Raw genomic sequence first — 12,789 nt, forward strand, 5'->3', positions numbered from 1 at the left:
AAACCAGAATGGGCCCATCTCCTGTCCCATCAGGAGTTCAAGCCATGCCGACATCATCGATGATCGCCGCCGTAGTCGAGGAGGAGAATGGCCCCTTCGTGCTGCGCGAGCGGGCCCGCCCCGAGCCTGCGCCGGGTCAGGTCCTCGTCCGGATCGAGGCGAGCGGGACGAACCCCTTGGACACGAAGATCAGGTCAGGACAGGCTCCTCACGCGCGGCAACCCCTGCCGGCGACCCTCGGCATGGACCTGTCCGGAACCGTCGTCGCCCTTGGGGCGGGCATCGACCGCTTCCAGGTCGGCGACACTGTCTACGGCTTCGCAGGAGGCGTCGGCGGGCGGCAGGGATCGCACGCGCAATATGGCGCCTTCGATGAGCGGCTGCTCGCCAGGAAGCCCGCGTCGCTGTCGATGCAGGCAGCCTCGGTGCTTCCGCTGGTGGTGATCACTGCGTGGGAGGGCTTGGTCGACCGCGCGCAGGTGAAGGCGGGGCAGACCGTGCTTATCCAGGGCGGCGCGGGGGGCGTCGGGCAGGTCGCCGTGCAGATCGCCCTCGCTCGCGGAGCGAAGGTCTTCGCGACCGACTTCGGCGACGACCTCGATTACGTCCGCGCAATGGGCGCGGTCGCCATCGACGCGAAGAGGGACGTCGCGAGCTATGTCGCAGAGCACACCGACGGACAGGGCTTCGACCTCGTCTATGACACGGTCGGCGGTCCCGTGCTGGATGCCTCGTTCGAGGCCGTCCGCCGCTTCGGGCATGTCGTGAGCTGCCTCGGCTGGGGGACGCACAAGCTCGCCCCCCTGTCGTTCAAGCAGGCCACCTACTCGGGCGTCTTCACCCTGCAACCGCTCATCGCGGACGAGGGCCGGGCGCATTTCGGCGACATCCTCGACGAAGCGCGAAAGCTCGTTGAGACGGGCAAGCTTTCGCCTCGCCTCGATCCCCGAGCCTTCGCGCTCGAAGACCTCGGGCCCGCCTATGACGCCGTGCTCGGCACCAACGGCGCCCCCCGGCAGCGGGGAAAGATTGCCATCACGATTTCGTGAAGGTCGACGCCGGTCGATCAGGCGCGGCCTTCGTCGAGTGACGCGTGAGAATAGCCGGGTTCCCATCCGCTTGCCGGCACCTGTCCGGCGGCCACAGGAGAAACAAACATTATGAACAAGAAGTTCGGAGCAACCTCCACGACTGACGATGTCCTCGCCGGCATGGACCTTGCCGGTAAGCGGGTCCTGGTGACGGGCGTGTCGGCCGGCCTCGGCCTCGAGACCGCTCGCGCCCTCGTCGCCCATGGAGCCGAGGTCGTCGGCACAGCGCGAGACCTGACCAAGGCGCGCAACGCTCTCACCCGGATCGGCATGAGCGACTCCGCGCTCGAGCTTGTCGAGCTCGATCTTGCCGACTTGGCGGATGTGCGGCGGGCCGCCGAGGCGCTGCGCAGCGATGGCGAGCCGCTCGACCTGGTCATTGCCAACGCTGGGGTCATGGCGACGCCCTTCGGTCTCACCGCCGACGGCTTCGAGACGCAGTTCGGGACCAATCACCTTGGTCACTTCGCCTTCGTGAACGGCATCGCACCTCTCATGCGTCGCGGTTCGCGCCTAGTGGTGCTCGCGTCCTCAGGCCATCGCTTTTCCACCGTCAGCCTCGACGATCCGAACTTCGAACGCAGCGCCTATGAGCCGTTCCTCGCCTATGGCCGCTCGAAGACCGCCAACATCCTCTTCGCGGTCGAGTTCGATCGCCGGTACCGCTCGCTCGGCCTGCGCGCGACGGCGGTTCACCCAGGCGGAATCCGGACCGAGCTTTCGCGCCACATGGGCAGTGATCGCCTTCAGCAGCTCATCGACGGCATCAATGCGGATCTCGCCCGGGAGGGAAAGCCTGCGTACGAGTGGAAAACGCCCCGGGAGGGCGCTGCCACGACGCTTTGGGCCGGACTTGTCGCCGACGCCGATCAAGTTGGCGGACGATATTGCGAGGACTGCCAGGTCTCCCCGGTCATCACCGACGAGATCATTGGTTTCGGAAGCCCGGGCGTCCGGCCTTACGCGCTTGATCCGGACCTCGCGCGGGCCCTCTGGGCCAAGAGCGAGGAGATGGTCGGCGAGTTCTTCGGCCTCAGGACCGCCCGCCCGACCAACGGGATCGAGCCCCTCGCAACGGCGTGAGAGATCGCCGCGGACTTCGCACCTTCAGCACCCGCTGACGCGCGCCGCAGCCGGGGCAGCTCCTCATCCGCCGCCAGACGGAGATTTTCCATGACCACGATCACCATGCGGGACGGCACCGAGCTCTTCTACAAGGACTGGGGGTCCAAGGATGCCCCGGTCATCGTCTTCCATCACGGCTGGCCGCTCAGCGCCGACGTTCACCCTTCCTGAGATGCAGCAAGTTTATGAGGCGGTCATCGGCGAACGGCTCGACCAGAGTTCCTTCCGCCGGAAAATTGCCGAACTCGGCGCACTAGAGTCCTTGCCCGGCGAGACCCGTCGCTCAGCGACCGTGCGGCGCCCCGCCCAGCTTTACCGCCTTGCAGAGGCCATCGCCCTTTTCGACAAGCGCCTCTGAGGGAAATGCGTCGCGTCCGGCCGCAGGCTCAGCGGCCGCATGCGAGAAGCACAACGATGGTGGTCAACAGGAGCATCGCCCATGCTCCATGCACGAAACCTAGGCGCACAAACGAGCAATCCGCCGGCCATTGTCCCAGTGCGGCTTGTAGATCGCTTGCCCACGTTGAAGCTGCCAGCACGACAGGTTCACTCGACCCGCCCACGCCACGACGACTTGCCTGCCGTACCGATCCATCGTGATGGGCTCGTATCGTACCGGCCCGAAGCGCAGCGCCGTGACCAAGCTTCCCTTTGAGGCTTGACCATCACCGGGAGCGCAAACTCTCGTTCGCGGGCACCCATGGATTTCGGGTGCATCAATACCGAGCAAGCGCAGGCGCTCGGGACCGCAACGAAGTGTGTCACCATCGACGACGTATGCGCTTGGGCAATCCAGCATCCCTACTCTGTGCCGATCGCACCAAACGTCCGCAACGCCTTTCGTCGGGCAAGCTGAGACCCATCGCTGACAGGAGCTTTGCGACCATTGGCTCGTGCCACCCTTTTTGAACGCTTGCGGCCTGAAGCACCTTCTTTCATGACCGGCGGGTGAGCGTCCCCATCATTATCGGCTCCGCTCCTGGCGGAGCCGAAGTCCAGATCGACATCGAAGAATTGTTGGCCAGCCGTCTTCTCGTCCAGGGGAACAGCGGCTCTGGCAAGTCGCATTTGCTTCGGCGCCTGCTCGAGGAGAGCGCCGGCCTGGTCCAGCAGGTGGTGATCGATCCAGAGCGCGATTTCGTCACGCTGGCGGAGCCGTTCAGCCACGTCGTCATCGATGGGTCGGCCTACGCCGGCCCCGAGATCGCGAAGCTTGCGGCGCGTGTCCGTGAACATCGCGCGTCGGTTGTACTCGCGCTCGATGGCCTGGAGGTTGAAGCGCAGATGCGCTGCGCTGCACAATTCCTCGGCGCGATGTTCGATGCTCCACGCGATCAGTGGTATCCGGCGCTGGTCGTGGTCGACGAAGCGCAGGTCTTTGCTCCGGCCGCAGCGGGCGAGGTCAGCGACGAAACGCGTCGTCTGTCGCTGGCCGCCATGACCAATCTCATGTGCCGCGGACGAAAGCGCGGCCTTGCCGGTGTCATCGCGACCCAGCGCCTCGCGAAGCTCGCCAAGAATGTTGCCGCCGAGGCTTCCAATTTCCTGATGGGCAGGACCTTCCTCGACATCGACATGGCGCGTGCGGCAGACCTGCTCGGCATGGAGCGCCGCCAGGCGGAGCAGATCCGCGACCTCGAGCGCGGCCACTTCCTCGGCCTTGGCCCGGCGATCAGCCGCCGCCCGGTCGCAGTGAAGATTGGCTCCGTTAAAACAGGCTCCAGCGCGGCCTCACACGCACTCACTCCTCTACCCGCTACATCCGCCGGAGATGTGCAGGCACTGCTCCACGCTGACTGGGTCCGGGAAGATACAAAACGAACCGCGCCCGACCCGATACCTGTCGATGCAGACGCCCTGCTGGACCAGATCACTTCACACGGCACCGACGTCGTCGTCGATCAGCCACCGGCCGGGGCGCCTCACCCCTCGCCAGAGGATGAGATCGAACCAGCCCTGAGCGAAATCTTCGCCGAGATGGCAGCGGAAGATGGGAGCAGCTTCCAACCAGCTGCCGCGCTTTACCAGGATTTCTCCGTCCGTTGCCGAATGCGGCGCCTTTCGTCCAAGCACATCGATCTTCCGGCCTTCCGCCGGCGATTCGCCATGGCCCTCGCGGGCATCTTCAATCCTAATGATGAACGCCGCAAAGAGGTGCTACGCGTCGCTGCAGGAATAAGCGATGATCTACTCGGTCCATTCCTGCTCCTTGCGACCGCGGCCCAGGACGGCGCCCCCTGCCCTGACGACGAGAGCCTGGCGCGCGTCTACGGAACGACTTCTCCCGGACGAATCCGCCGCCTCATCGACCATCTGGAAAAGATGGGGTTGATCGTCGTTCGGACGGACTTCGGTGGCAGGAAATCGATCGGCATCCCGGATCTCGGCGTTAGCACGGCGTCAGCTAGCTGATCGCTCGCCGCCGGTCACCTCTGCAAGGCGCCCTTCTGTTCAAAGCGGCAATGGAAGCTGGTTGCGATCCTTGATCACGGCCGGCTCGTCCAGCTTGTCGACAATCGTAGCAGCAAGAACGTCAGCCGCCCGCTCCCGAAGACGAGCGTCAGGCACAGCCAGCCCCAGCCGAACCCAGGCAGGCGCGTTCAGCAGAATCGAGGAGAGTCTTGCGCGATCCATGCGAATGAGAGAACATATAGTGAACAGTGATGCAAGCCTGCTGAACGCAATCAAAGGTTGAGACCCCCACGGTCGGGAAGCAAGGCATCGTCGCCCAGCGACCGGTAGTGTGCTTTCCACAACCGCGATCAGCTCTCTCTTGAAGTTGGGCAGTTCATCCAATTGCTGGATCATCAACCGATTGGGGATCAGTTAAAGCCGAACGGCACGCACATGCTCGAACGCGGCTGTCGCGGACATACCGGCTTGCACCAACTCCCGATGCCATGGCCGGCGACCGACTCTTACCAGCATGGCAATGGACGAGAAGCCGCTCGTGCGGGCGCAGATCACGCATATGCGCAAGAGCCTCGCGCAGTTGCTCTTCTGTGGGCGCCACGAACCCTTCGACGTCCGCCTCCACTTCATGAAGCGCAGAACGAGGTGGTGTGGCCCGAAGCTCTTCAGCGAAAATTGGAGGTCATCGCCAACCAAGCTTAGAGCTCGGCTGGGCCATTCTTGCTCCAGCTACGCGAGCGCCTCTTGCGCTGTGATGAACGCAACTCCACCCTGTTCACTCCTAACGCACATGCGTCCGCGCCGCGGCGCCTGGCCACCCTATTTTGATGCCCCTGCAACTAGCCGTCACCACTGCCCCAAGATTGCGATACCAGTGCGATACCAAATTGGGCGAATCAGGCGCTCGGCAACAGAGCGCTGCTAGGCTAAGCCGTTAATTTTCCTATGAGATGGCTGGTGGAGCTGAGGGGAATCGAACCCCTGACCTCTGCAGTGCGATTGCAGCGCTCTCCCATCTGAGCTACAGCCCCGCGCCTCCAGCCAGGCCGGTGCGCCCGATGGGTTCGGGCGCCGGGGAGCGGCTCCCCTAGCCGCTTGTTTCGGCCCTTGCAATCGCCTGTCCCATCAGACCTTCGGCCTGCCGTTTTGCGCCGCTTTGTAGCCGTTACGATAGGAACGGCAGTTCGGGCACGTTCGTTTTTCTCCCAGTTTCCGCCGGCACGTTGCCGGCCCTTTGACGTCGGGAGAATCTGAAGATGGCATATGACCGCTATGATCCGCGCGATACGCGGCGCGACGAGCGTGCGCGATGGCGCGACGATAACCCTTCGGACGAACGCGGCTGGGGCCGCGGCGGACGCGACGAGCGCGGCTTTTTCGAGCGCGCCGGCGACGAAATCGCCTCTTGGTTCGGCGACGATGATGCCGAACGCCGTCGCGATCGCGACGACCCCCGCGGGCCCGACCGTTCCTGGAGCCTTCGTGACCGCGGCCAGGACTTGCGGGACCGTGAGCGCGAGCGGATGAGCGACCGCGACAACCGCGATTTCGGCCGCAGCCGGTCTTTCTTGGGCCGCGAGGAGGACAGCAACTTCCGAGGCCCCGATTCCGATCGTGAGCGCGATTGGAGCCGCGGCCAGGAACGATCATATCGTCCGATGGCAGGCGACTATGGGCGCGCGGAACAGTCGTTCACCGGCGATTTCGACCGAGGTCACCGTCCCGACAGCAATTGGGATCGCGACCAGTACCGCAGCATCAGCCGCGCCGGCACGTGGGACCGTTCCGACCGCTCGCAGCAGGAAGATCCGCATTATCATTCATGGCGGAGCCGCCATATGAGCGAGCTCGATCGCGACTACGACGACTTCCGTCGCGAGAACCAGTCGCGCTTCGAGGATGAGTTCGCCAGCTGGCGTGAAAAACGGCAGCAGAAGCGTGGCCTGCTCGGTCTGATCCGCGAGCATATGGAAGTCGTCGGCAGCGACGACGAGCATCTCGGCACCGTGGACAAGATCGCCGGCGACCGCATCATCCTGACCAAGTCGGATCCGGAAAGCGGCGGCTCGCACCATTCGCTCAGCTGTTCGAACATTGACCGGATCGAAGGCGAACGCGTCATCCTCGACTGCAAGGCCGACGATGCGCGCAAGCATTGGCGCGACGAAAGCCGCAGTCGCGCTTTGTTCGAACGGGAGGACCAAGGCGAAATGGGCCCCCGCGTTCTCGATCGGAGCTTCTCAGGCACCTACCGCTAAGCTGCGGTAGCTGATCAGCCTCCGCTTGACGGAGGCAACCCAGGCCCGGCGGCGCCGTCCCCTTCGCCGCCGGGCCTTTCTTGTGCCCGCTGCACGCTCTATTCGCCTGTGGAGCAGGAGAACGAACATGGCCCGCGCCTGGCATTTGAAAAGCCGCCCGCAAGGGATGCCGACCCCGGAGAATTTCGAGTTCAAGGAAGTCGCGCTACCGCCGGTCGGCGATGGCCAGATCCGCGTTCGCAACAGCTGGCTGTCGGTCGACCCCTACATGCGCGGCCGAATGAACGACGTGAAGAGCTACGTCCCGCCGTTCCAGATCGGTGCGCCGCTCGAAGGTGGCGCCGTGGGTGAGGTTCTCGAGAGCAAGGCCGAGGGCTTCGCGCCCGGCGATTTGGTGCAGCACATGGGCGGCTGGCGCGACGAAGCCGTCGTTGACGCGCGGACTGCCAACAAGCTGCCGAACCTCGGCGCTCCGCCCGAGCAGTTCCTCGGAATGCTCGGCGTCACGGGCGCGACTGCTTATTTCGGACTGCTCGACGCGGCGAGCGCCAAGGAAGGCGACATCGTCTTCGTGTCGGCGGCGGCCGGCGCGGTTGGATCGGCGGTCGTCCAGATCGCCAAGGCCAAAGGCATGACGGTGATTGGCTCTGCCGGCGGCGCGGGAAAATGCGATTTCGTCCGTTCGCTCGGCGCCGATCGGGTCGTCGATTATCGTGAAGGCTCGATCCTCAAGGGGCTCGCAGCCGCTGCGCCAGACGGCATCGATGTCTATTTCGACAATGTCGGCGCCGATCACCTCGACGCAGCTTTCGCGGTCGCCCGGAACAATGCGCGCTTCGCCATCTGCGGCATGATCGCAAACTATAACGACGCGACGCCTGCGTCCTTCCGTTTCATCGCGCGCATCATTGCGGCGCGGATCCGCCTCAAGGGCTTCCTCGTGTTCGACTACATGCCGCGCTTCGGCGAATTCTATGCCGAGATGGGCCCGTGGCTCGCCAACGGTACGGTCAAGTCACGTGAAACCGTGGTCGACGGGCTCGACAACACGCTCGACGCCTTCCTCGGCCTCTTCTCCGGCGCGAACACCGGGAAGATGCTCGTCCGACTTTAGAACTTACAGACGCTCGGATCGCCGCTGGTGTAGCCGCGCTGGAGCGCTTCGACTCGCTGCGCCGAGCTGCCGTGCGTGAAGCTGTCGGGAACCACGGTGCCCTGCGTCTGGCGCTGTAGCGTGTCGTCGCCGATTGCTTCCGCGGCGCGAATGCCCTCTTCGAGATCGCCCTGTTCCATCACGGATTCGCCGCGCGAGTTCTTTGCGTTCTTCGCCCAGACACCGGCATAGCAGTCGGCCTGAAGCTCAACCCCGACCTGAATGGCATTGCCCTGCGTCTCGCTCGAACGCGCCTGCGCATTATGTGCTTGGTCGAGCGTGCCCATCAGGTCCTGCACGTGGTGACCGACTTCATGCGCGACGACATAGGCCATGGCGAAGTCGCCCGGCGCCTGGAAACGCCGCGACAGCTCATTGAAGAAGCTGGTGTCGAGATAGATGCGCTTGTCGTTCGGGCAGTAGAACGGGCCCATCGCCGACTGCGCGGCGCCACAGCCCGACTGATCCGCCTCCGAGTAGAACACCAAGGTCGTCGGCTGGTACTTGCCGCCGAGCAATTCGTTCCACGTCTTCTCGGTCGATCCCAGCACCTGCAGCGTGAAGCGCTTGGTGTTAGGATCGAGGGTGGACTTCGGCGCGACCTGTCCCGTCTGCGACGACGGCGTGATGCTGCTGCCGCCCCCGCCAAGTCCGCCCAGCGAGCTCAGCAGGAAATAGCCGATGATGAGGACGATAACGCCGCCAATCCCGAAGCGGCTCATGATCATCGGCAGCAGGCAGCCGAGCGCGTTGCCGCCGCCCATTCCGCCCAGGCCCATGCCGCCGCCGCCGCGGCCAGTATCGTCGATGAAATTGCCGCTCTCGGGGTCGTCGCCAAAGCGCATGCCGCTCTCCTGTCCTCCCAGCCAAATGCGCCAGCTTCGTTACGGTTGCAAACAGGGGGCCGTCCCGCCTAGCGCGCCCTTAAAGGAGATTCGGATGCTTCTCGAAGGCAAAGTCGCGCTGGTTACCGGTTCAACTTCTGGCATCGGCCTTGCCATTGCCAAGGCGCTGGCCGCGGAGGGTGCCAAGCTGATGATCAACGGCTTTGGCGACCCGGCCGAGATCGAGCGCGAATGCGCTGACCTGGGCGCGCTTCATGACGGCGCCGACATGTCCAAAGCCGACGAGATCGAACGCATGATGCGCCGCTTCGCCGACGAACTCGGCGGACCCGACATCCTCATCAACAATGCCGGTATTCAGCACGTCTCCCCGGTGCAGGACTTTCCGCCTGAGAAGTGGGACGCAATCATGGCGATCAACCTCTCGGCCGTCTTCCACACCACGCGCCTCGCGGTGCCGGGCATGAAGGCGAAAAATTGGGGCCGGATCATCAACACGGCAAGCGCTCACAGCTTGATCGCCTCGCCCGACAAGTCCGCCTATGTCGCCGCCAAGCATGGCGTCGCCGGTTTTACCAAGACAGTCGCCTTGGAAACGGCGCAGGATGGAATCACCGTCAACTGCATCTCGCCAGGCTATGTCTGGACGCCGCTGGTCGAAAAGCAGATCCCGGACACGATGGCCGCTCGCAACCTGACGCGCGAGCAGGTGATGAACGACGTGCTTCTCGCCGCGCAGCCGACCAAGCGCTTCGTCACGCCAGAGGAAGTCGCCGCCCTCGCCGTCTTCCTTTGCCGAGACGAGGCGCGATCGATCACCGGCGCGAACCTAAGCGTCGACGGGGGCTGGACCGCCGCCTAAGCTGGTCCGATGAGAACGCCCTTCCTCCTCGCTCTCGCTTTGTCATGCGTCGGTTGTGACACCGCATTACAGCCGTCCGGCATGATCGCCGAAAAGACCAATGACTGGCGCCGCGTCGCCACCGAAGATGATCGCACGCGACTGCGCGACTGGCGCGCGACATTCGTCGCTGCGGTCGCTGCGGCTCGCAAGGCCGGCCATGGGGCGGAGATTGATCGCGAGGGCAAGCTGCTCGACCCGGATGCAGCGCTCGCCAACCCGGCAATCCCCGACGGTGTGTACCGCTGCCGCGTCGTCAAGCTTGGCCCAAAGGACGAAGGCAATCTCGCTTTCGTCTCTTATCCGGCCTTCACCTGCGAAGTGCGATCAGGACAGATGTTGCAGCGCCTTGCCAAGCTCAGTGGTTCGCAACGCTACAATGGCGTGATCTTCAAGAACGACGCAATTCGCAGCATCTTTCTCGGCACCTTGGTGCTCGGCGACGAGACGCGGGCGCTTCAGTACGGTCAGGACGAGGCGCGCGACCTCGCCGGTTATGTGGAACGCCTGGGACCCAATCGCTGGCGACTCCTGATGCCCAAGCCTCACTATGAATCCCAGCTCGACGTTATGGAGCTGGTCCCGACTTCCGCAGGAGCGCGTTGATGAAGAAGCTGTTATTTCTTGCCGCTGCGATGGCCGTCACCACACCCGTCAGTGCTGCGACTTTGTCGGACGCCATCCGCGCCGACATGCCGCAGTTGATGACGCTCTACCGCGACCTCCACGCCAATCCCGAACTGTCGATGCAGGAGGTCCGCACTCCAGCCAAGATCGCGCCCGAGATTCGCAAGCTCGGCTTCACGGTCACCGAAAAGGTCGGCAAGTCGGGCATCGTCGCCGTGATGAAGAACGGCCCCGGTCCGGTTCTCCTCATTCGGGCCGACATGGACGGCCTCCCTGTGAAGGAGCAAACCGGCCTCGCTTTCGCGTCCAAGGCGATCGGCAAGCTTCCGGACGGGACTGACACGCCCGTCATGCACGCCTGCGGCCATGACACGCACATCACGTCGTGGCTCGCGACCGCGCGCCGGCTAGCGGCGATGAAGGACCAGTGGTCTGGCACTGTCGTCATGGTGCTTCAGCCCGGCGAGGAGCGGGTGATGGGCGCGCAGGCGATGCTCGACGACGGACTCTACACGCGCTTTCCGAAGCCCGATTACCTGCTGGCCTTCCACGACAGCGCGACGCTTCCCGCCGGCGTGATCGGTGTCACCAACGGCTACGTCCTTGCGAACGTCGACACGGTGAACATCCTGGTGAAAGGTGTCGGCGGGCACGGTGCCTATCCGCAGAATACCAAGGACCCGATCGTCCTCGCGTCGCGGATCGTCACGTCGCTGCAGACCCTCGTCAGCCGCGAGAACAGCCCACTTGAACCGGCCGTCGTCACTGTCGGAAGCTTCCATTCGGGCACAAAGAGCAACATCATCCCCGACGAAGCCAAGCTCGCGCTGACCGTCCGCAGCTACACTCCGGAAACGCGCAAGCTTCTCCTCGACGGCATCCGCCGCATCGTCGAAGGCGAGGCGATTGCCGCCGGCATGCCGAAGGACAAGATGCCCACCGTCGAGATCGAGCAGCCGTCTGCCGATGCGACTTTCAACACCGCCGAAATGTCCCAGCATCTCACCAAGCTGTTCCAGTCGCATTTTGGCGACGCCCGGGTGACCGAGCCCAAGCCGGTGATGGCTGCCGAAGACTTCAGCCGCTTCTGGCTGGCCGACAAATCGAAGCAGAGCGTGATCTTCTGGGTCGGCGGCGTTCCCGAGGAGAAGTGGGACGCCGTGAAGGGCGACACCACCAAGCTCCCCGCGCTTCACAGTCCGTTCTGGGCACCCGACGCCGAAGCCGTGATATCAACCGCGACGGAAGCACTGACCGTCGCCGCGCTCGACATCCTCAAGAAAAGCTAAGCGGCCGCCGGCTCCGTTTCGGCGCTTGCTTCGTCGAGGCGGGAAAGCTGTTCCGGCGTCAGTTTAAAATCCATTGCGGCGGTGAGCTCGAGCAGTTGCTCGACGCTCGTCGCGCTGGCGATCGGCGCCACCACCGTCGGTTGCGCCATTAGCCAGGCCAGCGAGATCGTCGCCAACGCCGCGCCTGTATCTTTCGCAATCTCGTCTAGCGCCGCGAGCACGCGCATGCCTCTGCCTTCGAGATAGGCTTCGCTGCGCGTTCCGCGAACGCTTTTGCCGAGGTCCTCCTTGCTTCGATATTTTCCGGTGAGGAACCCGTTCGCGACGCTGTAAAATGGGAAGACCCCAAGGCCATGGCGCTCCGCCGCCGGCCGCAACTCATTCTCGAAGCGCGCCCGCTCGACCAAATTGTACCAGGGCTGGAGCGCGACGGGCGCCGTGATCCCCATCCGATCGACGACCTTGAAAGCTTCGTTGATGCGATCGGCGGTGAAATTGGACAGGCCGACGGTTCGGATCTTCGCATCCTCGCGTAACCGCTGAAAGGCTTCGAGCGATTGTTCGAGCGGCGTCTTCGGGTCGTCGCGATGCTGGTAGTAGACGTCGATCCGCTCGATTCCGAGGCGCGCCAGCGAGTCATCGCAGGCCTTCATGATTGTCGCCGGATCGAGCGCCGTCTCATATTCGCCGTCGACGATCTTGCCGTGAAGCATTCCGACTTTCGTCGCGATGATCACCTTGTCGCGCTTCTTGGGGTCGCGCTTGAGCCAGCGACCAATTAAGGCTTCGCTCTCGCCGCCTTTATGGCCAGGCACCCAGGCCGAATAAACGTCGGCGGTGTCGATCATACATCCGCCCGCATCGACGAAGGCATCGAGCACGGCGAAGCTGGTCTTCTCGTCGGCGGTCCAGTCGAAAACGTTCCCGCCGAGCGCGAGCGGCGTCACCTCGATCGTGCTGTCGCCGATGCGCCGCTTTTCCGCCATTCGAAACTCTCCTGCCGTTCGCGTTCCTACGCATGAATGAAGCGACCGTTCACCACTTCTTTGTAAAATTTAGCGACACCCAGAACATGTCGGCGAATTTGA

At 63.9% G+C, this 12,789-nt stretch carries 12 protein-coding genes, 1 tRNA gene and 1 pseudogene; 10 read left to right on the forward strand and 4 right to left on the reverse strand.

Features of this window, described 5'->3' with window-relative positions; all coding sequences use genetic code 11:
* Positions 1-44: 44 nt before the first annotated feature.
* The 5 genes and pseudogenes from ABD704_RS06320 to ABD704_RS06340 all read left to right on the forward strand — a co-directional run bounded on the left by ABD704_RS06320 (position 45) and on the right by ABD704_RS06340 (position 4,628).
* On the forward strand, positions 45-1,049 hold the full coding sequence (locus ABD704_RS06320) for a zinc-dependent alcohol dehydrogenase family protein (protein ID WP_344698829.1): 1,005 nt from the start codon (positions 45-47) through the stop codon (positions 1,047-1,049).
* 111 nt (positions 1,050-1,160) lie between these two features.
* Positions 1,161-2,174 (forward strand): SDR family NAD(P)-dependent oxidoreductase, encoded by a 1,014-nt coding sequence (locus ABD704_RS06325; protein ID WP_344698830.1) that lies wholly within the window; start codon positions 1,161-1,163, stop codon positions 2,172-2,174.
* A 90-nt stretch (positions 2,175-2,264) separates the two neighbouring features.
* Positions 2,265-2,372, forward strand: a pseudogene (locus ABD704_RS06330) (alpha/beta fold hydrolase); the annotation flags it as partial.
* Positions 2,373-2,388: 16 nt separating this feature from the next.
* On the forward strand, positions 2,389-2,574 hold the full coding sequence (locus tag ABD704_RS06335) for an NrtR DNA-binding winged helix domain-containing protein (protein WP_344698831.1): 186 nt from the start codon (positions 2,389-2,391) through the stop codon (positions 2,572-2,574).
* 590 nt (positions 2,575-3,164) lie between these two features.
* Positions 3,165-4,628 carry a helicase HerA domain-containing protein gene (locus tag ABD704_RS06340; protein WP_344698832.1) on the forward strand — a complete coding sequence of 488 codons (1,464 nt, stop codon included), beginning with the start codon at positions 3,165-3,167 and terminating at the stop codon, positions 4,626-4,628.
* Positions 4,629-4,667: 39 nt separating this feature from the next.
* Here ABD704_RS06340 and ABD704_RS06345 read toward each other — a convergent pair whose 3' ends face one another.
* Positions 4,668-4,850, reverse strand: a complete 183-nt coding sequence (locus ABD704_RS06345) for a DUF6771 family protein (RefSeq protein WP_344698833.1) — start codon at positions 4,848-4,850, stop codon at positions 4,668-4,670.
* A gap of 733 nt (positions 4,851-5,583) precedes the next feature.
* Positions 5,584-5,659, reverse strand: a tRNA-Ala gene (locus ABD704_RS06350).
* Between the two features lie 225 nt (positions 5,660-5,884).
* Here ABD704_RS06350 and ABD704_RS06355 point away from each other — a divergent pair.
* Both ABD704_RS06355 and ABD704_RS06360 read left to right on the forward strand, forming a co-directional pair.
* The gene (locus tag ABD704_RS06355; RefSeq protein WP_344698834.1) at positions 5,885-6,886 is read left to right on the forward strand and encodes a DUF2171 domain-containing protein; all 1,002 of its coding nucleotides are present in this window, start codon (positions 5,885-5,887) and stop codon (positions 6,884-6,886) included.
* Between the two features lie 127 nt (positions 6,887-7,013).
* Positions 7,014-8,000 carry an NADP-dependent oxidoreductase gene (locus ABD704_RS06360; RefSeq protein WP_344698835.1) on the forward strand — a complete coding sequence of 329 codons (987 nt, stop codon included), beginning with the start codon at positions 7,014-7,016 and terminating at the stop codon, positions 7,998-8,000.
* Here the strand turns inward: ABD704_RS06360 and ypfJ are convergent.
* Complete coding sequence (ypfJ, locus tag ABD704_RS06365) at positions 7,997-8,884, reverse strand: KPN_02809 family neutral zinc metallopeptidase (protein WP_344698836.1); 888 nt, start codon at positions 8,882-8,884, stop codon at positions 7,997-7,999. The two genes, ABD704_RS06360 and ypfJ, sit on opposite strands and share 4 nt — an antisense overlap.
* A gap of 94 nt (positions 8,885-8,978) precedes the next feature.
* Between ypfJ and ABD704_RS06370 the strand changes: the two genes are divergently transcribed.
* The 3 genes from ABD704_RS06370 to ABD704_RS06380 all read left to right on the forward strand — a co-directional run bounded on the left by ABD704_RS06370 (position 8,979) and on the right by ABD704_RS06380 (position 11,701).
* Positions 8,979-9,746, forward strand: a complete 768-nt coding sequence (locus ABD704_RS06370; protein WP_344698837.1) for a 3-hydroxybutyrate dehydrogenase — start codon at positions 8,979-8,981, stop codon at positions 9,744-9,746.
* Between the two features lie 81 nt (positions 9,747-9,827).
* Positions 9,828-10,391 carry a DUF4893 domain-containing protein gene (locus ABD704_RS06375; protein ID WP_344698838.1) on the forward strand — a complete coding sequence of 188 codons (564 nt, stop codon included), beginning with the start codon at positions 9,828-9,830 and terminating at the stop codon, positions 10,389-10,391.
* On the forward strand, positions 10,391-11,701 hold the full coding sequence (locus ABD704_RS06380) for an amidohydrolase (protein WP_344698839.1): 1,311 nt from the start codon (positions 10,391-10,393) through the stop codon (positions 11,699-11,701). The genes ABD704_RS06375 and ABD704_RS06380 overlap by 1 nt, the downstream gene beginning before the upstream one ends.
* On the opposite strand, the gene ABD704_RS06385 is transcribed toward ABD704_RS06380, so the two are convergent.
* Positions 11,698-12,687 (reverse strand): aldo/keto reductase, encoded by a 990-nt coding sequence (locus ABD704_RS06385; RefSeq protein ID WP_344698840.1) that lies wholly within the window; start codon positions 12,685-12,687, stop codon positions 11,698-11,700. The two genes, ABD704_RS06380 and ABD704_RS06385, sit on opposite strands and share 4 nt — an antisense overlap.
* Positions 12,688-12,789: the final 102 nt, after the last annotated feature.

It is taken from the genome of Sphingomonas limnosediminicola, assembly GCF_039537965.1.
GTDB lineage: Bacteria > Pseudomonadota > Alphaproteobacteria > Sphingomonadales > Sphingomonadaceae > Sphingomicrobium > Sphingomicrobium limnosediminicola.